Origin of the sequence: Paenibacillus sp. FSL K6-2859, assembly GCF_038008265.1 — a bacterium.
In the GTDB taxonomy this organism is placed as follows: Bacteria; Bacillota; Bacilli; order Paenibacillales; family Paenibacillaceae; genus Paenibacillus_AQ; species Paenibacillus_AQ nitricinens.
Genome location: NZ_JBBOYU010000001.1, coordinates 1,634,005 through 1,659,774 on the forward strand (window position 1 = coordinate 1,634,005; position 25,770 = coordinate 1,659,774).

Sequence of the window (25,770 nt, forward strand, 5' to 3'; positions counted from 1 at the left end):
CCATCCTTGGAGAATCGCTGTTTTGTCTTTTTGTTCAATTGTGATCAAGAAGCTGATTTAGGAGTAAACGCTCTGCGAACAATCTTCGTCAATTCCATTAGAATGACGGCACCGAGTGCCAGACCGCTTGCAATCAGCCAATCGGACATTCCGAATGAAGCCGGAATCGAGAAGATTTCTCTAACCCCTGGAAGAACCGCAATGCCGTAAAAGGCAAAGCAGACCAGAACGGCTCCGATGACGTATTTGTTGCTGAAGAACCCAGCTTCAATAGCTGTTTGACTGTTCGAGCGAGCGGCAAAGGTCTGAAGCGTACGAGACAGGATCAGGGTTGTAAATGCCATGGCCACGCCCATATCAGGGGAATGCTGGAGTCCGATATACAGGGATATAATTACGGCGATACCTATAAGTAGACCACGAGTAATAATAGCCTGCATCATTCCTCCGGCAAATATACCTTCTTTCAGTTCTCTTGGATTTCTGTTCATCACGTTAGGTTCAGGTTTCTCCATACCAAGAGCAATGGCGGGCAGTGAATCATTCGCCAGATTGATAAATAGAAGCTGAATCGCTGTGAAGGGATTAATCCAGTCGAAGATCAGGGCAAACAGAATGGCGATAATCGCACCCAGGTTGCCTGAAAATAAATAGGCGATCGCTTTTTTGATATTGTCGAATACCGTTCTGCCCACAGATACAGCATTCACAATGGATACAAAATTATCATCGGTCAAAATCATGGCAGCCGCGTCTTTAGCAACGTCAGTTCCACTACCCATGGCAACACCGATGTCTGCTTGCTTCAATGCAGGTGCGTCATTTACGCCATCACCGGTCATGGCTGTGATTTTGCCTTTTCGCTGCCACGCCCGGACAATTCTGATCTTATTCTCCGGGGAGACTCGGGCGTACACACCAATCTGCTCAAGCTTATTATCCAGTTCTTCGTCGGACATGGCATCAAGCTCTTGGCCGGTTACGGCAATTTCTTTCTCCGTCATAAGGCCGATATCGCGTCCGATCGCTTGGGCGGTTGTCTTATGATCACCAGTAATCATGATGGTCCGAATTCCAGCCTTCTTGGATTCTGCGATCGCGCCATAGACAGCTTCCCGGGGGGGATCAATCATAGCTGTCAAGCCTACGAGCACCAGGTTTTGTTCATCCTCAAGGCCCACTTCTGTGACCGTATTGGGTACGGTTTTGTAAGCATAGGCAAGGACACGTAGTGCTCTGCTGGAGAATTCCTCATTGGCTTCAATGAAACGATTAAGAACCTCCGGTGTCATCGGCACTTCTTGTCCACTTAGTAGTACATGCGTACAAAGACTAAAGAGTACATCTGGTCCGCCTTTGGTGATCACTGCTTTTTGTCCGTTAAACGTGTGTAAGGTCGTCATCAGCTTACGGTCCGAGTCAAAAGGAAGTTCGGCTTCACGAGGGAAATTGTCGCGTATTTCCTTGTAATCTTTATTTATGCTGTTACTGAAGGCAATAAGTGCCACCTCAGTTGGATCGCCTAGTTCTTTACCATCCTCATTAATGTTAGAGTCGTTACAAAGCACGGCAATGTGTAGGAGGCGCCGGGCTTCCTCAGACCATTCTTCGGGCTCTTGATTGAATTGATCACGATCACCTTCCGGTAAAAAGTAATCTACAACCGTCATTTTATTTTGGGTTAGCGTACCGGTTTTGTCCGTACAGATGACACTGGTTGATCCAAGTGCTTCGACGGCTGGTAGCTTACGAATAATCGCATGCTGCTTAGCCATTTTATTCGTACCTACGGATAAGACAATCGTTACGATCGAGGATAGGGCTTCAGGAATAGCGGCGACTGCCACAGCGACTGCAAACATTAGGGCATTCAGGATGGCTTCCGTGGTATCTACTGTATCATTCGACAGCCAAACACGTCCGGCTTGGATGGCAAAGATCAAAACGGACAGCACGATAATCGCTACACCCAGCTGCTTGCTAAAGGTTTCGAGCTTACGCTGTAGTGGCGTCTGCTTGGCTTCGGCGCTCTCAATGAGTTCAGCGATTTTGCCGATTTCGGTTGTCAGTGCAGTTCCTGTTACTACAAGAGTTCCACGGCCATATACAACCAAAGAACCACTAAACGCCATATTACGACGGTCTCCGAGTGGAGATTCCTTCGCGATGGGATCCGTATGCTTCTCTACAGCTTCGGATTCTCCGGTCAGCATGCCTTCATTGATCTTCAAGCTTCCCGATTCTATGATGCGGCCGTCGGCAGGTACAAAATCTCCAGCCTCCAGTAATACGATATCACCGCGAACAAGCTCTCTGGCAGGGACGGTTTTTAAGGCTCCATCCCGCAACACTTTAGCCTCGGGTGCTGACATCTGCTGCAAGGCATCGAGTGAACTCTCTGCTTTACGAGTTTGGATGACACTTATAACTGCATTGAGAATCAACACGAGGAAAATGATAAGCGACTCCATAACTTGACCCATAATAATCTGGACAATAGCCGCAATAAGCAGTACGACCACCATAGGGTCCTTGAAATTTTCAAGGAAAAGCTTCCAGAGGGGATCTTTTTTCTTTCCTTTTAATTCATTGTAACCATCACGTTCCAGTCGTTTGTCGACTTCTGCCGACGTAAGCCCGTTAGTTGTACTCTGCACTTCCTGTAAACTGTCTGTTACATTCTTGCGGTAATACTCCACTAATGATAGCTCCTCTCCGCTGTGCTGTGTCTTTTTTTTAGGTCTCATAAGCTTCGATTTACTGCATATATGCACATAACTGCGTGTTTTATACAAGTATGGTATATCAGTTCGTCGAATCAGTAGACTTCAGGACCTATCTTCAAACTTACGATTCAACTTGAAGCAAGTTTCAAAATATGGAGCTTAGTATGCGCATATCTAAAAAAAGATCATTCGTAATCGTCCATATTGTGAAATCTTTTTAATGAATAATATTGGATTACCTATGAAGAAGTCTTATTACATGGGAAGACATAGGGAATTCCTAGATCTTGCGTGTTGTTTTCCTATGATTATGGGGGGTAACACCTTTAGTATTAGTATAGTTGTCAATTGCGTCCGAGATGTAAAATGGTGTAAGCACACATGTAAGCGGTTACAAATGGAGGTGGATCTCTAATATCAATTTTTAAGGGCAGCTTCTAGAGGGTTTAGGTAATTAATCACTTTGAAAAATAACTTGAGGAGGAATGCGACAAATGAATAGAATGTTTAGACAAGTCATCTCGATTTTACTCGCAGCTGTTTTGCTTATTCCATCAGGTTGGTTAGCTCCGATTACGAAAGCTACGGCGCAGGATACGACAACGTCATCAGATACGGTAACGGTATATCACGAAACCTTTGTGAACGGTATAGGTGTTGCAGGTCAATCAGGTGGTGCTAGTCTCACCCCTGTCACCGGTAAGGTTTTTGACGGAAATGCTGACGGTGCTGCTTTATATGTTGGCAATAGAAAAAATAACTACGACGCAGCTGATTTCAAGTTTAGCGACATGGGCTTAGAGAACGGTAAAACCTACTTGGTGTCCGCATCTGTTTATGTTGACGCTGATGTGGTTGTACCTACTGGTGCACAAGCTTATCTTCAAACTATAAATAGTTATGGTCTTTTGGCAAGCGTGAATTATGAAGCTGGAAAAGCGATCACTCTGACGAAAGAACTCACTGTGGACACGAGTAAAGATACGACGCTGCGAATTCAATCCAATGAGATTGGTGAGGCCGTGCCGTTTTACATTGGGGATATCCTCATCACGGCAAAAAAAGCAGTCACAGAAACGGATAAAGAAATTTATCACGAAACTTTTGCAAGTGGTAAGGGTTTAGCCACACAATCAGGCAGCGCTGCTCTAACACCTGTAACAGGTAAGGTTTTTGCTGGTAATGCTGATGGTGCCGCATTATATGTTAGCAATAGAACAAATGACTGGGATGCGGCTGATTTTACATTTAGCGACATAGGCCTGGAAAATGGTAAAACCTACACGGTGACCGCAACAGTATACGTTGATCCTGATGTGACTGTTCCTAGCGGTGCACAAGCTTATATACAAGCAATAGGCAGTTATGCCCTTTTGGCAAATGTGGATTATGTAACAGGCAAAGCGATCACCTTGACTGGCAAATTCACTGTGGATACGAACAAAGATACGAAAATTCGTGTTCAATCCAACGATGTCGGGAAAACAGTTCCGTTCTATATCGGCGATGTGTTGGTTACAGAAAAGGTGACAGCAGAGCCGACACCATCACCAACGCCAGAAATACCTAGAGATCCAGCTTTACCTTTTACTACAATTACTTTTGAGGATCAAACGACAGGTGGCTTTGAAGGCAGAGCAGGTACTGAAACACTTACAGTTACCAAAGAAGCGAATCATACGAATGATGGTTCATACGCTTTGAAGGTAGAAGGAAGAACAGGTACTTGGCATGGACCATCATTACGTGTGGAGAAATATGTGGACAAAGGCTACGAGTATAAAGTTTCGTTCTGGGTTAAGTTGATCGATCCCGCAAGCTCGCAGCTCCAGTTGTCTACTCAGATTGGCAATGGAAGCAGTGCCAATTATGTTTCGCTCGCACCTAAAACCATCAGTGCAAGTGATGGCTGGGTTCAGTTCGAGGGAACATACCGCTATAACAATGTAAGCAGTGAGTATTTGACCCTTTATGTGGAAAGCTCCAGCAACAGCACCGCATCCTTCTACATTGACGATATCAGCTTTGAAAAAACAGGATCGGGTCCGGTTGGCATTCAAAAAGATCTAATTCCGATTAAAGATGCTTATGCAAATGATTTTTTGATTGGAAACGCAATATCGGCGGAGGATTTGGCAGGTGTCAGACTTGAACTTCTAAAAATGCATCATAATGTCGCTACGGCAGGAAATGCCATGAAGCCGGATGCGTTGCAGCCTACGAAGGGGAACTTCACGTTCACCGGTGCAGATGCGCTTGTAGATAAAGTGCTGGCGGAGGGAATGCAGATGCATGGACATGTCCTGGTGTGGCATCAGCAATCACCTGCATGGATGAATACAACAACAGATGCAGAAAACAACACGATCCCTTTGGGGCGCGATGAAGCGCTCGGAAATTTGAGAACCCATATCAAAAATGTTATGGAGCATTTTGGCGATAAGGTGATCTCCTGGGATGTTGTTAATGAGGCGATGAGCGATAATCCATCTAACCCAACGGATTGGAAAACTGCACTGCGATCCGCCCCATGGAAAAGTGCTATTGGAGCAGATTACGTAGAGCAGGCATTCCTGGCAGCAAGAGAAATATTAGACGCGAATCCTGATTGGGATATTAAACTCTATTACAATGATTATAACGAAGATAATCAGAATAAAGCACAAGCCATCTACAGTATGGTCAAAGAAATTAATGATAGGTATGCGCTGACTCACCCTGGTAAACTGCTAATCGACGGTGTCGGCATGCAGGCGCACTATAATATCAATACGAACCCTGAGAATGTGAAGCTTTCCTTGGAAAAGTTCATTTCCTTGGGAGTCGAAGTAAGCATCACCGAGCTGGACATTCAGGCGGGAAGCAACTATCAGCTTTCGGAGAAGCTTGCTAATGCACAGGGTTATCTGTATGCGCAGTTGCTAGAAGTCTTCAGAGCTCACAGGGACCATATCACACGTGTTACCTTCTGGGGAATGGATGATAACACAAGTTGGAGAGCTTCCTCCAATCCGCTCCTGTTTGATAAGAATCTGCAAGCTAAACCAGCTTACTATGGCGTTATCGATCCTGATACCTTCATTGAAGAGCATGAGCCTGAATCGGTGGAAGCTAATCATTCTACTGTCAAATTCGCAACACCTGTCATAGACGGAACAGTTGACGAGATCTGGAGCCAAACCGCTGAAATCCCGATCAACCGTTATCAAACAGCTTGGCAGGGAGCGAGTGGAGTGGCCAAAGCGCTCTGGGATGATGAAAATCTATATGTCCTGATTCAAGTTAGCGATACGCAGCTTGATAAGAGCAGTGTGAATGCATATGAACAGGATTCGGTTGAAATCTTCTTGGACAAAAACAACGGGAAAACAACCTTCTACCAAGAAGATGATGGACAGTACAGAATTAACTTTGATAATGAGACTTCATTTAATCCTTTAAGTATCGCAGCTGGCTTCGAATCGGCAACTCACATTTCCGGAACAAACTATACGGTTGAAGTGAAGATTCCACTTCAAGGCATAACTCCGGATGATGATACAAAGCTTGGTTTCGATGTACAAATCAATGATGCAAAAGACGGCTCACGTCAAAGTGTTGCGGCTTGGAATGATACGACAGGTACTGGATATATGGACACATCTGTGTATGGTGTGCTTACCCTCAAGGGTAAATCTGCGGGTTCGGAACCAACACCAACACCAACACCGACACCAACACCAACACCGACGAGCCCAACAGATCCAACAGATCCGACGGAACCATCAGCAACTCCGACTACTGTTCCTACAGCAACACCAGCGCCAACCAAAGAACCAACTGGTAGTAGCAACATTGGCAGTGCAGTAACAACTCCACAGCCTGCAGCCATTGCATACAAAGATGGTGTTGTTACGATTACACCGGAGGTGAAATCCGTTAACGGGCGTGCGATAGGCACGATCTCCAGCGACAATTTGAAAAAAGCGCTTGACCAAGCTAGTCCAGCAGCTAACGGCAAGAAACAAATCATAATCGAAGTGCCTAAGCAAACGGATGCGAAATTGTATGATATACAATTTCCTACCCAAAGCTTGATGGGGAAAGAAAACTATGAGCTATTGCTTAAGACGGAAAATGCTACAATCCGAATTCCAAGCAATATGCTGTCCAACGTAACTGATAATGCTGAGCAAGTAACTATACGTATAAGTACGGTTTCAACGGACAGCTTGAATGCATACAATCGAAATTTGATCGGCAACCGTCCGGTTATTGATCTAAGTGTTGTATCAGGCGATAAAGTCATTCCATGGAATAACCCTAAAGCTCCTGTCACGGTATCCATTCCGTATACACCGACAGCGGAGGAACTAAGTAATCCGGATTTAATCGTTGTTTGGTACATCGATGATAAAGGCAACGTAGCTCCGGTTCCGAATGGTCGATATGATGCTGCAACCCAAACGGTTGTATTTCAAACGACCCACTTCAGCATTTATGCAGTAACCTTTGTAAATAAAAACTTCGGAGACCTGCAGAGCGTAACTTGGGCAAAACAAGCCATAGATGTTATGGCAGCTCGCAATGTCATCCAAGGAACGAGCATGAATAATTTCTCACCTGCAGATTCTATAAAGCGGGCAGATTTCATTGCTCTTCTTGTCAGAGTGCTTGAACTGAAGGGAACGGGCAATAGTTCAGCGATGTTCAGCGATGTTCAAAAGACAGACTATTATTATGATGAACTAGTTATCGCGAAGGAACTGGGAATTGCCACAGGCTTTGAAGATGATACGTTCCGACCATACAGTGAAATCTCTCGTCAAGATATGATGGTGCTGACCGCACGGGCACTGGCGGTATCCGGCAAGCAAGTCAAGGCGAGCGGCGCTTTAATTGCTTATCTCGATGAAGCAAGTATCTCCAGCTACGCGAAAGACAGTGCATCCTTGTTGATCAAATTCGGGATTGTGAACGGTAAGAATGGTAGAATTTCGCCTAACGACACGCTTACCCGTGCTGAAGCAGGAGTGATCTTGTACCGCATCTGGAAGCTGTAAGCTCAGCTTAGAAAGAAGACGCCTTTATAATTTGGTAGCAAGAAATATCAAAAAAAAACGTTAACGACACAAAACAGCGATTCTCCCATCCTTGGAGAATCGCTGTTCTTGTATATGTATAGGACAAGGGATATGGCTATGCCAGAAAGGAGGCAACGAGAATCTGTGGAAAGTACAACAATATGTGCTCCGTAAGCTATAAATTTATACTAACAGAAACCAACTCACCCGATAGGTTAATTTGTTCGTCGATCAATATAGAGAAGATTTCAGACACAGGCAGAACCATAAAGACGTAAAAAGTAAAGCAGACCCTGCAGGTAGTTCGCAGGGTCATGCTCTTCAAAATTTTGGGGAGACTGTCTAAAGGCTTTCCACTTCTTATTTCTTACCTTCTCCCTTGGCATTGAGCATGGCAATTAGCTTATCACCCTCGACATCGAGGTTCGGAAGCAAACGGTCTAGCCATTTCGGAAGCCACCAGGCTTTGTCGCCGAAGACGGCCATTACCGCCGGAACGAGCGTCATTCGGATGATGAAAGCATCGATCAGGATGCCGAAAGCCAGCGCAAATCCGATCTGCTTGATCATCGCATCAGGTGCGAAGATGAAGCCAGCGAAGACGGAAACCATGATTACGCCTGCGGCAAGTACGACGCGGCTGGCGAGATCGTAACCGTGAACGACACTGTCGTTGCCATGACGTCCATGGACGTAAGCCTCACGCATGGAGCTGACGAGGAATACCTGATAATCCATCGCCAGTCCGTACAGAATGCCGGTGACCAGAATTGGCATAAAGCTGAGCAGTGGGCCTCCTGTGTCAAAACCAAACAGAGAGTGCAGCCATCCCCACTGGTAGACGGCCGTGGTTAGGCCAAAAGTAGCGAGGATGCTGAGAATAAAGCCTACCGTCGCCTTGATCGGAACGATGACTGACCGGAAAACGAGTAATAGAATAATTAGTGATAGGATTACGATGATGCCAATATACAAGGGAAACGCGTCGGATAGCTTAGAAGACATATCGATATTAATCGCAGTGAAACCGGTCACGCCAAGCGTTACATCATTTGCTGATGCGAGGCTGGAAGCGGGATTGCGCAGATCCTGCACCAAATCTCTCGTTTTTGTATCTGTAGGGCCGGTTTTAGGAATCAGACTGATAATAGCAATATCTCCGGTCGCGTTGACGCCCATTGGGGACACTAGCGTGACGTTATCATGCATTTGCAGCTCTTGAACCAGCTTGCCAAGTGTCTGCATTGAAATCTTGTCGGACGGGTTGTTTGGCTGGGCCACAAGGAGTAGCGGACCGTTGAACCCTTCGCCGAAGCCCTTGGAGATGATGTCATAGCTCTGGCGTGCTGGAGTGTCCAGATTTGCTGAAGCGCCAGAAGGAATACCTAACTCCATTTTGGTGACTGGAATCGCCGCTGTGCCAAGAACGAAGACCACTAGAACAATGATAGCCCAGCGGTATTTTACCGTAGCGTTCGCCCAGCGGTGTGAGAACCCGTGGCGGGCTTTGCCCGCGGAAGCTACGTTCTTTGAACGTGCCTTGACAGTGCAGATCCGTTCGCCTACCAGACCCAGCAGTGCAGGCAGCAGGGTAAGCGCCAACAGAACAGTGATCAGAACGCTGACAGCAGCAACGAGAGCCATGGTTGACAAGAAGCCGATGCCGATGACCAACATGCCGCAAAGGGCGATGATGACGGTCAGTCCGGCGAAGAATACTGCACTGCCGGCGGTGCCGACCGCTCGGCTTGCTGCTTCCTTGGCACTTAAATTCTCATCGAGAATTAACCGCCGCTGCCGGTTCACGATAAATAAAGAGTAGTCGATACCGACAGCCAGACCGATCATGACTGCGAGAATGGGTGTAATGTCATTCATGTGCACAATATTCGAAAGAGCAAAAGCACCGCCGACGCTAATCGCGACGCCAAGGAGAGCGGTAATCAGCGGCAGTCCGGCTGCAACAATCGAACCGAGTGTAATAAACAGCACAACTGCTGCGACGGCTACGCCGATCGCTTCCGTAGATCCGATGGACGGTGTGCTTTTGAGCGAATCACTCGGAATGGCTGTGATCCCGGAGCCTGCCTGCTCCACCTCGGTTACAGCCTTAATAACGTTATCTGGTACAGAAGAGGGGAGAGATGTCTGCTGAACCGTGAACTGGAATTGGAACAGGGCGATGCTGCCGTCGGCAGACAGCATGACGCCGGGAACCGGAGCACCATCAACGATTAGTGGCCCGTAAGGAGCGGCCTGAGCTGCAGCAGTAGCTTGACCCGCAGCGTCTGTCTGACCCGCCGCCGAAGGGTCCGAAGTGGCAGTCTGGCCACCGGCAGCTGCAGATGGGTCTGCTCCTGCAGCTTGACCCGCAGCCGCCGCGGCTTGCGCGGCCAGTTCAGCAGGATTGATGATATAATCCATGCTGTAGACATCATTTATAGCCTTCAGAATCACTGCTGATCTCTCCGGCGTATCTAGCCGTTCTCCATCAGGCGCGGTGAAGGCAACGCTCGCCTGACCGCCAGCAGCCGCTGGAAGCTCCTTGACCAGCATATCCAGTACTTTTTGCGATTCAGTGCCTTCAATTTTCATTTCCGAGCTGGACTGGATACCATTGACACCAAGCAATGCGCCTATAACACCAAGAATCAGAATCCAGACCGTAAGAAAATACCAGGGCTTGGTATATGCAGATTTACCCAATCGGTACAGAAATGTAGACATATTATGGTTTTCTCCTTTGTATCTCTAAATTAGAAACCTTTTCGTAAATAAGTGAACATTGAATTTAGATATTGGTCGAACGATATGGCATCGGAGTGTTCATCCTGCGCTTCACCTGGTAGCATGACATTCAGACGTCCATCCAGAATCGGCACGAACGCTCCGTAAACGGCACCAGCGAGAAGATGTGTATATCCGTCGGCATAGCGCCCATGAGTGAACTGTTCGAGCACTTCCTGCGCGGCAATCTGCAGGCGGCGGAATACGCTGAGGATATAAGGCTCCAGTGACTGATATTGATTAGCCAGCGATACGAATTGCCGCAATTGATACAGAAACTCGGAAGTGAACTGCAGCTTGAACAATTTATACAGAGCATCCAGCGGTGTTGCATCTGGTGGCAGGTCCTCGAATAGCTTGCTCTGACCCTCTCTTGAAGAGTTGCTGATAAAATATGCGGCTACCGCCTCCTCTTTGCATGAGAAGTAGTTGGCAAAGGTCCGCCGGGAGTAGCCGGCTTTCTGGACAACGTCGTCGACGATGAAGCCGTCCATCCCTAGTTCAAGCGCAAGCTCGAAGGCAGATTTGGCTAAGGCATAGGCAGTAGCTTCTTTTTTTTTGTCGCGCAGCGTCTGTTTGGGGTTCAAATTCTATGCGATCTCCTTTCTTAAGTACAGAGGATATTCTGTGCTCTATTTTCTATTTTTATATTATTGCCCAAAGGGCAAAATTGCGCAATGGGCAATTTTTAAGAAACGAGTGGAGGTTATATTCAGGATACAGGATAGTGAACCGTCCGAGGTTGTAAGCAGGGTAGTTGTCAGACTAAAAAGAGATCAGCAATGATTAACATTGCTGATCTCTTTTGCAATTTACTTTAAATAGTGCTATTTGCTTTTATATATTAAGCTTCTTTGGCGATGATCTTTTTGAGCTTCACTTCGGGTTCTTGCTCAAGATCAGGCGCTTGCCCAACACGTTTAATGAAGAAAGAGAGCAGCAGGCCGAGAATGCCGATACCAACAATGACTAGATAGGAATCATTGATACCTTGGATGGAAGCCTCCATAATCATATGTTCCTGTGTTCCGTTTTGTGTGCTACCGGAGGCTAGCATATCCTTCATATGCGTTGTGGTACGACTCGTCATTACGGTGACGAGTAGGGAAGTCCCCACGGCGCCAGCCACTTGTCGAATGGTATTCGAGATCGCTGTACCGTGCGCACTAAGCTTGGAAGGCAATTGATTTAGCCCTAAAGTTTGGATAGGCATCAGGAGCAGAGCCATCCCGATCCGGCGTCCTGTTGACATATAGACCAGATACATATAACTGGTTGAGTCCGTTAAGTTCACAAAGCTTAGCGTAGTTGCAATTGTAATGAGTAGACCGATGATGGCAAGCCATTTTGCCCCGAACCGGTCGAACAGCTTCCCGGTTATCGGCATTAGTAAACCCATAATGAGTGCACCAGGAAGCAGCAGCAAGCCGGATTCCATCGCTGTAAAGCCACGGGCATTCTGCAGATACAGAGGCAACAGCATCATATCTGCATACATCACGATGGTAACTGCGATACTGATGACAGTCGTTAAGGAAAACATACTGTATTTGAAGGCTCGAAGATCAAGTAGCGGGTTCTGGGAAGCTAGCTGTTTCCAAGTAAACAAGCCAAGGGAAAGGACACCCAGGCCCAAAGACAACAGCACTTCCGCGCTTGACCAGCCTGCGCTTGCAGCGCGGCTGAAGCCATACAGCAAGGTTCCAAAACCAATCGTAGAAAGAATTACGCTAACAATATCCAACTTGGGAAAGATGCGCTCCGATACATTTTTTAAATAAATAAATCCGCAGATAATTACAATAACGGTCAAAGGAATCATGCCATAGAACATAGTTTCCCAAGAATAATGCTCCAAAATATATCCGGCTAGAGTAGGTCCAATGGCAGGCGCAAAAATAATGGCTAACCCTACCATCCCCATGGCCGCCCCTCTCTTTTCCGGAGGGAACAGGGTCAAGATGACATTCGTGAGCAGTGGCATGATAATCCCGGCACCAGCTGCCTGAATCATACGACCGGTCAGTAGAATAGGGAAGTTAGTTGCGAGAGCCGAAACGATCGTTCCAGCCAAAAATATAAACATGGATGCTTGAAAAAGCTCTCGCGTCGTAAACCGTTGCATCAAATATGCTGTAATTGGGATCAGAACCCCATTAATCAGCATATAGCCTGTTGTGAGCCACTGAGCGGTAGCAGCCGTGATATTAAAATCATGCATTAACTCCGGAACGGCAACGCTCATTACCGTTTGATTCAGTGTTGCAAGAAAGGCGCCCAAAATCATAATGAATAAGATGGGTCCCTTTTTTACGGAACTGCTTGTTACTTCTGTCTTTGTACTCACTCCACTCCATCCTTTCAAATCGTCGATCATGGACTAAATTTACAGTGTGTTGTATAGTTTACAATGCATGAATTAGATTATAAATGAAATTTTCATGTAATCAAGCAACGATTTGCGAAAAAATGTAAAATAGTTTACATTTATTTTAAATTTGTAGTGTTTTCTCATGAAAAAACAACAATTTATTAAAAATTGTAGTTTACGATATGAATGTAAAAGATTGGAGAGAGTAGGATGAATAACACATCGCAACGTACAGATCCACGGGTACTTCGTACACGTCAATTGCTTAGAGATGCTGTGATTGAATTGCTTGAGGAAATGGATATTGAGAAAATATCAGTAAACCGTATTGCAGAGCGGGCTAAAATCAATCGGGTTACTTTTTATCTGCATTACCGGGACCTGCCGGATATGTTAGAAAAGATGGCGGATGAAATGGTGGAGGACATTCTACAAGTAGTGAACAACGAAGATAATGATCACGAATCGGTTGAAGAAGAGAATTTAAGAATACTTGAGAGTCTGCTAAAGCATATTGCGGAAAATGCAAAATTCTACAAAGTTATACTCACATCGAAACGGAGCCCGATTTTTACTGATCGACTGTTTGACTTGATGGCGGAAATCATTTCTGCACACCAGGAGAAAAAGGAGGGTGCGGCTGATCATTCCAAGATGCCCATACAGAAGGACATTGCCGTTTGGTACGGTTCTGCAGCCTTAATTGGCACGGTTATTTCTTGGCTTCGAGATGACATGCCCTATACGCCAGTGTATCTTGCCAGACAAATAAGTATGCTGCGTGCTAACTAGTCAAATGAATGCGATCAAAGGAAAAGCCGCGCATCATTGCGCGGCTTTTGATGTGCAGAGCGGGTTACTCACTGCACACTGAGATTATCCCAGTTCACTTGAAATTCCTTCAGCATGCCTTCTTTCGTCAGCTTTCCACCGAGATAGCCTTGAATGCTGCTGGATAATTCCTGTGGCATCCCGTTCGGCAGACGGGTCCAGTTCCAGGTTAGTGCTTGATCCTTATCGGTATAGGCTAACACTTCGGCGCCCAGCGCTCCAAGATCTTCTTCGGTGCCCTTAATGCTGTCGAGCGCAGGGATGAACTGGAATTCCTTAGTGATATACTTTTTCCCAGTCTCGGAGGTGACCAGCCAATCCAGGAAGACCTTGGCTTCCTGCTTAACGGGGGAGTTTTTATTGATCACCCAATTACTTGGCACGCCTACATACAGCTTGTCGTTGTCTTCGGGGGTGTCATCAATGGGCATCGGCAGGATACCCAAATTTAGATTAGGATCGATACCATCGATCTGTCCTTGCGTCCAGTTGCCCTGCTGCATCATTGCGGCTTCTCCGCTCGCTAGCATAGTGACTTGGGTATTATAGTCTGTCGAGAGAGGGTTCTTATTGCCGTACTCTACAGTAAGGTCGAGTAGATCGATCCACTTGGAGAAAATAGGGTCTCCGGCGAAGGTTTTGGAGCCGTCTGTAAGTCCGGCGATGAATGCCTCCGGATCAGGCTGCTGGGCGAAAGGTACGTTCACATTATGATTGCCAAGCACGAACCATTCCTGGTAGCCATTCGCAAAAGGTGTGATGCCAGCCGCCTTCAATTTCTCTGAGGCTTCGCGCAGAGCGGTTAGCGTCAATGGCTTCTCGGTGATGCCGGCCTTTTTAAATAGGTCCTTATTATAGATGAAGCCGTATCCTTCCAGATTCATCGGCATGCCATAGAGCTTGCCATCGATGGTCATTTGTTCTGCTGCAAGTGGCTTTACATCCTTGACCCAAGCTTCGCCGCTCAGGTCCTCCAGATATTCCAGCCACATATCACGTTCATTGTTGCCGCCGATGGTGAAGATATCCGGTTCATCTCCAGATGAGAACTTGGCGCGTAGGGAGGCGCCGTAATCGGTCCCGCCACCGACGCTTTGGACCTCCAGCTTAATATTGGGGTGTTCCTTCTCAAATTCAGTCTTAAGCGAAGCAAGCGCTTCAGATATTTCAACCTTGAACTGGTAGATATGCACGGTTTTAACTCCATTCGCATTGTCGCTGTTATCTCCGCAGCCGGCTGTCAGGGCAGCCAGCAGCAGGGAGCATGCGAGGAGAATTCCACGTTTGGTTCTCATATTCATTCATCCTCTCTGGCTGAAAATAACATGTATCGTTAGCCCTTTACGGAGCCTTGGGCAATGCCTTCAATAATATATTTTTGCATCGCTAGGAAAAAAATGACCACAGGCGTAATCCCGAGCACAAGTCCCGGAAGCGCCAAATCCCACTGTTTCGTATATTGTCCGAAGAAGCTATAAGTGGCGATGGGAATGGTGCGAAGCACCGGGTCCTGCAGAATAAGCGAAGGCATTAAGTAATCGTTCCAGATCCACAGGGTATTCAGAATAATGACAGTGACAATAATCGGCTGCATGAGCGGAAGCACAATCCGGAAAAAGGTACCATAAGGACTGTTGCCATCTACTCTCGAAGCCTCCTCAATATCAAGAGGTACCGATTTGACGAAGCCATGGAACAGAAATACAGTCATAGGGGCGCCAAATCCAAGGTACGCTAAAATCAAACCTGCGGTTGAATCCATGACGCCCAGACCGCTAACGACTTGCACCAGCGGGATCATGATCGCCTGAAATGGAATAACCATAGCGGCCACTAAGGCAATATAAAGTATGCGGTTATATAAGCTGTTATTGCGGACCATTTTGTAAGCGCACATAGAGCAGAGGAACGCTAGCAGAATATTACTAATCACCGTGATAATAAAAGAGTTTAGGAAGGCACGAGGAAAATTAATGGCTTTCCAAGCTTCGGCGTAGTTGCTCCACTGGAATACGGAGGGCAGCGCAGCGGAATCCGAAAGAATCTCACTATAGCTTTTAACCGAGTTAGCTAGCAGAAAGTAAAACGGTACTAGGAATAGAAGGCCCAGCAGGATCACAATCACTTCGACGAGAAGCAGGGGCACATTGAATTTCTTGGCGGTAGTCTCCATTACAGCTCCACCTCTCTTTTCTTAGTTGCTCTAACCTGTAGCAGGGAGATCAAGGCCACAATGACGAAGAAAATCATCGCTTTCGCTGAGCCCATCCCAAATCGGCTAATAGTGTAGGCCTCATTGTAAATATTCAACGCTACAGATTCGGTAGCTTTGAAGGGACCACCCTTGGTCAGCGACAGGTTAAGGTCGAACAGCTTAAACGACCAGGAGATAGAAAGGAACAGACAAACGGTTACAGCCGGCATAACCAGCGGGATGATGACATGGCGTAGAGCCTGAAAGCGTCCGGCGCCATCCACTTTTGAGGCTTCAAGCAGGCTTTTGGGAACGTTGTTGATTGCAGAAATGTAGATGACCATTAGGTACCCTGCATTTTGCCAGACAAATACGATCACTATCGCCCAGAAGGCTGTCCCTCCGGTGCCCAGCCACGGAAGATTAAAGAAGGACCAGCCCGTAGCCTGTCCAATCGAGGAGAATCCTCTTACAAAAATAAACTGCCAAATGAACCCGAGCAAAAGTCCACCAATGACATGAGGGACAAAAAATACCGTTCTCAGGACATTACGCGTGAACAGCTTACGGGTCAGTACATAAGCGAGTGCGAAGCCGAGCAGATTGGTCAGCACCAGGCCAAATAAAGTGAACTTCGCTGTGAACCAGAATGAATGAAGAAAGGAAGGGTCCTTCGTGAATATATGTAGATAGTTCCGGAGTCCGGCCCACTCCACATGACGCGAGATTCCGTTCCAGCTGGTAAATGAATAATAGAGTCCTAAAAAGAAAGGAATCAGCACAATCATAAAGAAAAACAAGGAAGTCGGCCCGACAAAAATAAACTGCTGCATCAGGCGTGATCTTTTTCTATGGTCCATCGTTCCTCACCCCTTTTTGTTAATGTAAACTTTTCATTCTATAACCGGATTGGTGATTAAGCGAAACAAAAAGTAATATCACGCACAAAGTAATCTTAACCAGTTACGGTATCGGAGAGGCGAAAATGCCTTTGATAGCGCTGAAAGTGGTCGATTTGGAGAAAAGAGAGGCGAAAATGCCACTGATAGCGCCGAAAGTGGCTGGGCTTTATTTTCACTGGCTCGGAGCGATTTCTTTTCGGGCTTGACAGCCCTTTCAAAGAATCGGTATGGTGGACTTGTCAGACTAATAGGAGGTTGATACGCATGTCAGGATGGCTAGGCAATCATTTTGTTACGCAGATTGGAATATTAGTGAATGATGTTGAAAAGGTAAGTACGGCATATGCCGAGTTTTTTGGACTCAAAAAGCCGGAAATTATCGTTACAGATACAGAAGATGTTGCACAGACACGGCATAATGGCGTGGCGACGCAGGCGCGGGCTAAGCTGGCTTTTTTTGATATGGGCTCTTTGCAGCTGGAATTGATTGAACCGGATCATGAGCCGAGTACGTGGCGCGATTACTTGAATGAGCATGGTGAGGGACCTCATCATATTGCTTTTGTGGTTGAAGGAATGAAAGAAAAGATAATGCTGCTAGAAGGCAAAGGCTTCCCACTTCAGCAAAAGGGTGAGTATACCGGTGGGCGTTATGCTTATATGGACACTTTCAAGGAGTTAAAGGTGATTGTGGAGCTGCTAGAGAACGATAAGGATAACGGGGAGGAGTAATTATGAATATTATTATTACCGGTGCAGGACGTGGACTAGGTTATGAGCTGGCGGCTGAAGCGCTGAAGCGTGGTCATGGAGTTATTGCCGGGGTTCGCCGTCCCGCTCAGGAACAAACAGCGTTATCCCAGCTTGCTGAAACCTATGGAGATAAGCTTACCATCGCTGCGCTGGACGTGACGGACGAGACGGGAATCGCGGCACTTGCTGCGAGTCTACAAGAGCAAGGACGCTCGCTCGGTGCCATTATTAATAATGCGGCGGTGCTCAGCGCCCGGGATACATCGATTGAAGTATTGGATTTCCAAGATATGCTCACAACGATGGATATTAATCTGTATGGACCAATGCGAGTGGTTAAGCATTTCTTGCCGTTACTCACGGAACCCGAATGCTCGATCATCAATATATCGTCGGAAGCAGGAAGTATAACGAATGCTTACCCGAACGACTATCCTTATGGCATTTCCAAAACGGCGCTCAATATGTTCTCACAGCAGCTGCATGTGTATGTAAAAGAACGCGGGATTCAAGTGCTCAGCGTGCATCCCGGCTGGATGCAAACGGATATGGGCGGGCCAGAGGCACCAACAAATCCTAATCATAGTGCCGAGGGAATCCTAGACCTGATCGAGAAGCGAACTACACGGGAAGGTCATTTCATGTTTGTAGATTATACGGGTAAGGATATGAAGATTTAGCTGATTAGATACCGCTCTTCTCGGTTGAAATCTGATGACAAAGGCGGTCACTACGTTGCTACAGTTCCAAACTTCCCCTCCGATCCTTCTCGCTATTCGTTATAATCTTTTATTCAGCCTATATAAATAGGAGTGGCAGTAGAAAGAACCTCGGTAAATGTGCCGAGGTTTTTTTGTCTAAACAAATGCTTATTTCTTAAGCAATAAATAAGCGAAATAAGGTACGCCGATTAGCGACACCATGATTCCTGCCGGAATACCGTCAGGATCGACGAGATTGCGGCCAACGGTGTCCGCGATCAGAAGTAGCCAGCCGCCCAACAACACAGCGACGGGAATAAACATCTGATTACGCGGGCCGACTAGCGATTTCGCAATATGTGGAGCCATCAGTCCGATGAAGGCGATCCCACCTGTGACAGAAACTGCGGAGGCTGAAGCTGCAACTGCCGTGAGAATCAGAACGATACGTTCACGTTCGAGATTCAGCCCGACACCAATGGCAGATACTTCACTTAGGCTGAGCAGGTTGAGTCGCTGCGATTTGTACAGGGTAAAGGGAACTAGTAAGATCAACCAAGGCAGTAAAGCCCAGATGAATGGCCAATCTGTACCCCATATATTCCCCGCGATCCATTTAGCAATAAAATCTACCTTGGCACGATCCGCGGAGGAAATGATCACGATCATAACGCCAGACAGCGCTAGGGAGAACCCTACCCCAACAAGCACTAACCGAACAGGGTCAAGCCCCTTAGTCCGACTATATGAAAAAAGATAGATTAACGCTGCCGTAAGTAATGCCCCTATGAAAGCAACCAGCGGCAGCGCATAAATGAATGATCCGGCGCTAACCGGGAAAAAGAGAAAGAAAGCAGCGACTGCCACACCTGCACCGGAGTTGATACCAATAATACCGGGGTCGGCTAGATCGTTTCGTGTAACGCTTTGCAGAATGGAACCGGATAACGCCAAGGCCATACCTGCCAGCAATGTAATCAGAATCCGCGGCAATCTTACAGAGAATAATACAAAGTCCTCTTTAAAGGTTCCATGCCCGAATAGAACCGGAAGCAGTCTGTCAAAAGATAGAGAAGAATATCCGATTCCCATGCTGACGATTGCTGTCAGCAGAATCAATCCGCTGCATACACATAGGATAATACGTTGCTTTCGTACGGGAGCAGAGGAAATCATGAGAGTGTTTTACCTCCTTTCCGAACAACAAACAAGAAGAAAGGTAGCCCAAGCATAGCTACTACGGCGACCACTGGCGTCTCATAAGGTGCATGGATTGTCCGTCCAATTGTATCCGCGAGAAGCATGAACGATGCACCTGTAAAGATCGAGATCGGCAATATATACCGGTAATCGGTACCGACAATCTTACGGACAATATGCGGAATCATCAGCCCCACAAAAGCCATATCCCCAATTAGAGCGACCGATGCTCCAGTCAGCAGAATAATAAGAGTGAATAGAATCCCTTTAACCAAAGCTAGGTTTTGGCCTAAACCGATGGCTACCTCGTCACTTAAGCTAAGAATGGTTAACTGGTTTGAAAAAAATAATGCGACCACGATGCCGATGAGGATCACAGGTGCGATAGCCTGAAGCTGGCCCCAGGTTGTGCCAATCAATCCACCCGCTGTCCACATGGATACATCCTTGGATATTTTGAAGGCAATGCTTACGCCACTTGCGATAGCATACAGAAAGGCAGATACCGCTGCACCGGCGAGTACGATTCGAATCGGAGAGAAGCCACCTTGGCGAACAGAACCGAGAACAAGCACTAGCACGGCTCCTAGGGCAGCGCCAAAGAAACAAGCGATCATGGTACCAAAATAATTCAGTCCCGGCAGAAATACAAACGTAAGAGCCAGCGCCATATTCGCGCCCGAGGTCAGACCGAGCAGGCCTGGGTCGGCTAATGGATTGCGTGTAACCCCCTGCATGATAGCACCGGATACGGCAAAGGCCGCACCGATCAGCATGGCGGCGAGTTCGCGAGGCAGCCGGATCTCACGCAGAATAAGGACATTGTCTGCTTTTGAATTTGAGGTGATGGCGAGCCACAGATCATTGAAAGTGGTTTCTTTAGCCCCGAATAGCATAGCAATCACGAGGCATATAACCATTACCAGCACGCTACCAAGCAGCTTATATAAAAATGAAATGGAAGTTTGCTTCGTAGTCATTATCTTTATTTTCCAAGAAATTGTTGTTCAAAGAATTCCAACTGGTACTCAAGGCTAAGTGGATCGTTAAAATAGAATGCTTTTGCATCAGCTTCGTAGACATGATTATTTTTGACAGCAGGGATGCTCTTGTAGATTTCTGTATTCTGGAAGGAATTGTCCTCATCCGCATTTTTACTGAAAATAACGTAATCGCCCAGATAATCCTTCAGCACTTCTGTCGAGACAGCAAAGAATCCATCTGTTTTGGTGCTTTCCTTTACTGTTTCTGGCATGCCAAGCTTGAAGTCCCCATAGAGGAGTTCAGTTCCGCGGCCAAAGTTATACCCGTATACATACAATTGCTTATTAAAGGTCTCAATAACAGAGACAGTGGCATTATCACCGATCTTCGCTCTGATTTCTTCACCCGCTTTTTTGGTACGGGCACTAAAATCATCGACCCAAGCCTGAGCTTCTTTTTCTTTATTTACCAATTTGCCGACTTCCAGCTGTTGGGTTAAGTAATCCACTTTATTATAAGTATAAGTAACGGTCGGTGCGATTTGCTTGAATTTATCGATATTCTTAATATCGGAGAGCCCGATGATCAAATCCGGCTGCAGTTCAATGATTTTCTCCAGGCTTTCATCGCTAACCGCTTCTACGTCTTTTAGCTGTTCTTCAAAGCGTGGATTGGTTTTGGACATTTCGTCTACACCTACAACAGGTACACCAAGTGCCATGACATTCCCTGTTAAAAAACGGGTGAGTACAACGACACGCTGAGGATGTGTTGGAACCTCAACAGGTCCGTCTTCGGATTGATAAATAAAAGTCGCACTTTCTGACTCCGCAGCAGGAGTAGAAGATGGGCTGTTTGTAGGACTAGCATCATTCTTCGCCTGATTTCCCCCACAAGCACTGAGTGCAATCCCCATAATAAGTACAAACGGAATAAATATCTTTCTCATTAAATCATTCTCCCCTTTTTTTGTATGGCAGTGTTACTTTGAACAATTCAAACCGTGTAAATCAATCTTCAGCCTATGCTTTAGAGTGATTATGAGAATCATTCGCATTTGTAATCATTATAGGGATCCCTTATGTGCCTAACCATGCCTTTTTGTTGGAAAAAAGACTTGGACTATTATTTGCCTCCGAATAAAGCTACAGCACGTCCTAGTTGTAAGCGAATCGAAGCGGGGTTATAAGGAACCCAATCATCCAGATCAAGTAAATGGACTTTCTTCTGCTGCACTGCGGAAAGCTGGCTCCAATAAGGGGATTGAAAGATCGCTTCAGTGTGCGCGGTAGAGCCTTTGGCATCGGGAAATACAATGACTAAAATTCGGTCTCCAGCATAATCTGCAAGATCTGAAACTTCAATCGAAATTGAATGGAACTGGTCTCCAAGTCTTTTAATCTCGTTGTCAATCAAGGTCGGAGCTCTAAGTCCAAGGGATTGGTATATCACATAGCCTACATTTCTTGCCCCGTAAACGAGTAGCTCGTCCGGTTTAATGATCAGAAGGGTCACAATTTCGTTAGCGATCGCACCTTGCTGTATCACGGCACGAGCTTCTAGTTCTTCTTGTTCAAAGGCATCTAGCCACTGCTCAGCCCGATTACTCCGCTGAATGGCTCGGCCAATTAGGCGGAGCTGATCTTTCCAGCCGATTTCGTTCCAAGAGACTTCCATAATAGGGGCTACTGCCCGTAGCTGCCCAGCATTCAATCCGTATTCTTCCAAATGCTCTTTGGCCGCAATAATCAGTTCAACGTTGGCATCAAGTAAAAGCGATCGGATCTGTTCAGCCGAGCTATTTGTGTTGATAAACTTCATCGACTGAGGTGGCTCCTGATCCGAAAGATTCAAATATTCACTACTTTCAGAGATGGTAACCGCAGGTTCTAAGCCAAGTAACAGTAAATGGCTTGCATATGGGGTGAGCATTACGGCAACTCGCTGGAAAGAGCTTCGGCTGTAACCAGATGGAGATGCGCCTGTCTGCAGCTTAAAACGACGGCTGAGATAAAATTCATCCTTGTAGCCTACCTTTAGCGCAATTTCCCTAAGTGTACCTGAACCGTTAAGCAAAAGCTCCTTGGCACTATGGACCCGTAGCCGCGACAAGTATTCGCTCTGGCTGAAGCCTGTTACCTGCTTGAACAGCGTTGAATAATGCGAGCTGCTTACACCCGCAATGGCGGCTAAGTGCTCACGTGTTATTTTTTCGCTAAAGTGATTCTCCAGGTAAGAAATGCTCCGTTCCATCGATGGCTGCTCGTTGACTGTATATCTGGCTTCCTGCTGTTCAAGCAATTGTAGAATAATCTGATGAAAGAGCATTTGATTCTGTACATGACGTGTTTCTCGATCTGGCAGTCGGTGAAGATACAACTCCTTGACACTGGATACAATGGTAGGCTCATAAGGAAACAACAGCATATTTGAACTCGAAGCCATTTCGCTTTTTCGTACCATCGTACTGCCAGGTATAGCCTGAGTCTGCTCTTGAATCCAGATGGTGAGCTTATAGGCATGAAGCGGCTGCTGGAGATTTGTAATTATAGAGGCATGAGTATTAGCGGGGAGAAGGATTACGCTTCCTTCCGTAAGCTCATAAGTTAGATTATTGACTTCAAGGCTTCCTTTACCAGCGGCAACGGCCAGTAATACGGTTAGATTCTCATGAATCTGAACTCTTGGTAGATTTGAGGTCCCATACATCGATTGAATGCTGCCAGCGCTATATAAAGGAAAATGAGATTCGGCCCATTCCGGGATAACGTTATTCAAAATAAGGCCTCCGTTACTTGAATATATTTTGAAACTATAATGCTATAGATTGAACTGTATTATTGACGTCTGTGGAACTCATTATAACATCTTACCTTTTTAGATAAGCCTGTTAATTATCTGCTCTATATATTCTTTTTAAAGGATACGTCTGTCCAAGAGAAAGCACATTGGATCGAATATACATACTACCAGGAATTCTTCATCCATTTTAAAGAGGTGATTAAGATGAAAAAGCAGATAGCCTCCACTAAGAAGCGAAGGCTTCTTGCCAGTCCTAAGCCCAAACGTAATCTGAATCTTAAAGCAAAAGCCCAGACTATTAATTTCGCGGTTATTGGGGATAGCCATGTGGGATATGGGAATAGCGCAAGCATTTTTAGAAATCTTCTGCCAAAGGCTGTGGGGAGCGGGAATAAGAGGTTTGTTATTTTTGGAGGAGATAACACGCAAGCGGGAGCGAATCATGGAAATAATGCAAATGCCTATTACAAGGACTTCAAGGATACAGTTACTAGCACGCTCGGAAGCATCCCCTATAAAGCATCGATTGGAAATTGGGAGGCAAGTACCCAGTCCTTATTCACACAATATTTAGGGGCTGTTGAAGGACAAATGAATTTCCCTGGGACACAGGGCAAAGTGAAGTACGTATGGCTCAATTGTGCGCTTGGAAAATTTTCGCCGGCCAGTATAAATCTATTAAAGAATTTAGATGACCAGCATTACTACATTATTGATTTTCATTGGCCTTTAAAAGTGAGCGGGATCACGGTCGATCCTAGCCATGTATTAAGCGCGGCGGAGACTGCTAAGTTTTTTACGTCTATTCCTGTAAAGGTGAGAGATAAAGTACTGGCTATTTTTACACATCATGGGCATTTGTTTTACCGAAAGCTTACTAATATATATCCAGGGTATACAAATACAAAATTCTTTGTGTGCGGATGTTCGGGTGATTATAAATGTAAGCCGAGTGGTGATCGCGGTTATTACAACGCCACACTAACCATCAATGGGACGGCATTAAATGTCGATGCTTTTAAGGTAGCGGTCTCTTAGTGAAGAAGTGGATGCGGTTAAAATAAAACGCTAATTTTCGGGATAAACCCGAGATTAGCGTTTTCTTTTATTAAGAATAGCCCATTAACCATGGAGTCACAGGTAAATAGTGAGTAAGTAGGATTATTTAATATATTTGTATAATAGTTTATATATGTATTGAATAAATTTGTTTAGGGGGGCTATCCATGAAAGAACTATTATTTCATTCTTTAGAACAAGCAGGTGTGTCGGCTTACGGTGTAGAGCGCATACGTATAGCAGCTGCACAAATGGTTGAAGACAACATCACACCGGCACAAGTTATTGTTGCTGCAAGAAAGGGTACGCTACTGGTCCATCAAGCGAACGGGAAATTCGGTCCGGAGCCAGGCGCAGCGGAATTAACTGTAGATGCTATTTATCCGCTGTGTTCTATAACAAAACTGTTTACGGCAACCGCTATAATGATGTTAATGGAACAAGGGAAGATTGGTCTAAACAGACCTGTTTCCGATTACATCCCCGAATTTACAGGTGAAGGCAAAACTAAGGTATGCGTACATCACTTATTGACACATACCTCTGGCCTGGAGGGTGAGGTGATTTGGCAGAACGGACAGTTGAAAAAGGAACAAGGAGAATACCCTCCACACGAACCTAATCAAGATCCAGATCAGCATAAGTACTTATATGGCGGTTATGATGCACCGCTTAGTAACGAACCTGGTACGATGATGTCTTATTGCGGATATGGTTATGAGCTGTTGGGTGAAATCATCCGGCGCGTTAGCGGACAGGCTTATGATGTATTCGTAAAGGAAACCATTTTTAAACCGCTTGGTATGGAAAATACATATTATCGTGTACCCATGGACGTGCTGGACAAAGTAGTAAGACGTGCACCAGAAGCGGCGTGCGCGGAATGGGTAGACAGCGAGTATAATTTGAATTCCGTATCTGCGGGGGGCGGCGCGTACTCCACGGCTATGGATTTGGCTGTCTTTGGCCAGATGTTTCTTAACGGTGGGATATATAACGGAGTACGATTTCTTAGTCCGGTTACCGTAAAAGAAATGACCCGCAACCAAATTCCAGGCGTATCCTCACAATATAGAGACGAGGTTTTTCCAGAAGCGTATTGGGGGTACGGATGGGCGATTAACGGCTCGAAGCGTGATGGTGGAGATTTGTTCTCTCCAGAAGCCTATTCACACTGGGGCGCGGCAGGTCCTTTCCTTTGCGTTGATCCGATTTATCAGACGGTGACCGTTCATTTATCCGTAGAGTTGGATCACCAGAAGCCATTTAAAAATATGTATGTTGATTACTTCAACAATACTGTTCTGGCAGCCATCACTGATCTTTAATCGAATTTGGTTACCATTCTAAAAAAAGCCTGAGGGAACCTATTAAATAGGTTCCCTCAGGCTTTTTTC

At 46.0% G+C, this 25,770-nt stretch carries 19 protein-coding genes; 8 read left to right on the plus strand and 11 right to left on the minus strand.

Annotation, left to right across the window (positions count from 1 at the left end; translation table 11 throughout):
- Positions 1-44 precede the first annotated feature (44 nt).
- Positions 45-2,699, minus strand: a complete 2,655-nt coding sequence (locus tag MHB64_RS07240) for a cation-translocating P-type ATPase (protein WP_094872227.1) — start codon at positions 2,697-2,699, stop codon at positions 45-47.
- A gap of 521 nt (positions 2,700-3,220) precedes the next feature.
- Between MHB64_RS07240 and MHB64_RS07245 the strand changes: the two genes are divergently transcribed.
- Positions 3,221-7,768, plus strand: coding sequence for an endo-1,4-beta-xylanase (locus MHB64_RS07245; RefSeq protein WP_341134056.1), 4,548 nt, complete (start codon positions 3,221-3,223; stop codon positions 7,766-7,768).
- A 381-nt stretch (positions 7,769-8,149) separates the two neighbouring features.
- On the opposite strand, the gene MHB64_RS07250 is transcribed toward MHB64_RS07245, so the two are convergent.
- From MHB64_RS07250 to MHB64_RS07260, 3 genes are all read right to left on the minus strand, one after another.
- A complete protein-coding gene (locus tag MHB64_RS07250) occupies positions 8,150-10,516 on the minus strand; it encodes an MMPL family transporter (RefSeq protein WP_341134057.1) in 2,367 nt (788 codons plus the stop codon).
- A gap of 29 nt (positions 10,517-10,545) precedes the next feature.
- Positions 10,546-11,163, minus strand: a complete 618-nt coding sequence (locus MHB64_RS07255; protein ID WP_094872232.1) for a TetR/AcrR family transcriptional regulator — start codon at positions 11,161-11,163, stop codon at positions 10,546-10,548.
- A gap of 257 nt (positions 11,164-11,420) precedes the next feature.
- Complete coding sequence (locus MHB64_RS07260; protein WP_256989924.1) at positions 11,421-12,863, minus strand: DHA2 family efflux MFS transporter permease subunit; 1,443 nt, start codon at positions 12,861-12,863, stop codon at positions 11,421-11,423.
- A 294-nt stretch (positions 12,864-13,157) separates the two neighbouring features.
- On the opposite strand from MHB64_RS07260, the gene MHB64_RS07265 reads away from it, so the two are divergent.
- Positions 13,158-13,739, plus strand: a complete 582-nt coding sequence (locus MHB64_RS07265) for a TetR/AcrR family transcriptional regulator (protein WP_094872235.1) — start codon at positions 13,158-13,160, stop codon at positions 13,737-13,739.
- 68 nt (positions 13,740-13,807) lie between these two features.
- Here MHB64_RS07265 and MHB64_RS07270 read toward each other — a convergent pair whose 3' ends face one another.
- Entirely contained in the window at positions 13,808-14,971 is a 1,164-nt protein-coding gene (locus MHB64_RS07270) for an ABC transporter substrate-binding protein (protein ID WP_445671603.1), read from the minus strand.
- On the opposite strand from MHB64_RS07270, the gene MHB64_RS07275 reads away from it, so the two are divergent.
- Positions 14,966-15,115, plus strand: coding sequence for a hypothetical protein (locus tag MHB64_RS07275; RefSeq protein WP_341136142.1), 150 nt, complete (start codon positions 14,966-14,968; stop codon positions 15,113-15,115). The two genes, MHB64_RS07270 and MHB64_RS07275, sit on opposite strands and share 6 nt — an antisense overlap.
- Here the strand turns inward: MHB64_RS07275 and MHB64_RS07280 are convergent.
- Positions 15,112-15,951, minus strand: a complete 840-nt coding sequence (locus MHB64_RS07280) for a carbohydrate ABC transporter permease (protein WP_076284347.1) — start codon at positions 15,949-15,951, stop codon at positions 15,112-15,114. The genes MHB64_RS07275 and MHB64_RS07280 overlap by 4 nt on opposite strands.
- Entirely contained in the window at positions 15,951-16,832 is an 882-nt protein-coding gene (locus MHB64_RS07285; RefSeq protein WP_094872239.1) for a carbohydrate ABC transporter permease, read from the minus strand. Before MHB64_RS07285 ends, MHB64_RS07280 begins: the two co-directional genes overlap by 1 nt.
- 125 nt (positions 16,833-16,957) lie before the next feature.
- Between MHB64_RS07285 and MHB64_RS07290 the strand changes: the two genes are divergently transcribed.
- Genes MHB64_RS07290 through MHB64_RS07300 form a run of 3 tightly spaced genes read left to right on the plus strand, consistent with a single transcriptional unit; the run spans position 16,958 to position 18,307 of the window.
- The gene (locus MHB64_RS07290) at positions 16,958-17,080 is read left to right on the plus strand and encodes a hypothetical protein (protein ID WP_341134058.1); all 123 of its coding nucleotides are present in this window, start codon (positions 16,958-16,960) and stop codon (positions 17,078-17,080) included.
- A gap of 58 nt (positions 17,081-17,138) precedes the next feature.
- Complete coding sequence (locus MHB64_RS07295; protein ID WP_094872241.1) at positions 17,139-17,606, plus strand: VOC family protein; 468 nt, start codon at positions 17,139-17,141, stop codon at positions 17,604-17,606.
- A gap of 2 nt (positions 17,607-17,608) precedes the next feature.
- A complete protein-coding gene (locus MHB64_RS07300) occupies positions 17,609-18,307 on the plus strand; it encodes an SDR family oxidoreductase (RefSeq protein WP_341134059.1) in 699 nt (232 codons plus the stop codon).
- A 189-nt stretch (positions 18,308-18,496) separates the two neighbouring features.
- Here the strand turns inward: MHB64_RS07300 and MHB64_RS07305 are convergent, their stop codons facing one another.
- From MHB64_RS07305 to MHB64_RS07320, 4 genes are all read right to left on the minus strand, one after another.
- On the minus strand, positions 18,497-19,504 hold the full coding sequence (locus tag MHB64_RS07305) for a FecCD family ABC transporter permease (RefSeq protein ID WP_094872244.1): 1,008 nt from the start codon (positions 19,502-19,504) through the stop codon (positions 18,497-18,499).
- A complete protein-coding gene (locus tag MHB64_RS07310; RefSeq protein WP_341134060.1) occupies positions 19,501-20,508 on the minus strand; it encodes a FecCD family ABC transporter permease in 1,008 nt (335 codons plus the stop codon). Before MHB64_RS07310 ends, MHB64_RS07305 begins: the two co-directional genes overlap by 4 nt.
- Positions 20,509-20,513: 5 nt before the next feature.
- Positions 20,514-21,461 (minus strand): iron-hydroxamate ABC transporter substrate-binding protein, encoded by a 948-nt coding sequence (locus MHB64_RS07315; RefSeq protein ID WP_341134061.1) that lies wholly within the window; start codon positions 21,459-21,461, stop codon positions 20,514-20,516.
- Positions 21,462-21,637: 176 nt separating this feature from the next.
- Entirely contained in the window at positions 21,638-23,290 is a 1,653-nt protein-coding gene (locus tag MHB64_RS07320) for a helix-turn-helix domain-containing protein (protein ID WP_341134062.1), read from the minus strand.
- Positions 23,291-23,518: 228 nt separating this feature from the next.
- Here MHB64_RS07320 and MHB64_RS07325 point away from each other — a divergent pair, with 228 nt between their 5' ends.
- Complete coding sequence (locus MHB64_RS07325) at positions 23,519-24,352, plus strand: metallophosphoesterase family protein (protein WP_280787478.1); 834 nt, start codon at positions 23,519-23,521, stop codon at positions 24,350-24,352.
- A 188-nt stretch (positions 24,353-24,540) separates the two neighbouring features.
- Positions 24,541-25,701, plus strand: coding sequence for a serine hydrolase domain-containing protein (locus tag MHB64_RS07330; protein WP_341134063.1), 1,161 nt, complete (start codon positions 24,541-24,543; stop codon positions 25,699-25,701).
- Positions 25,702-25,770 lie beyond the last annotated feature (69 nt).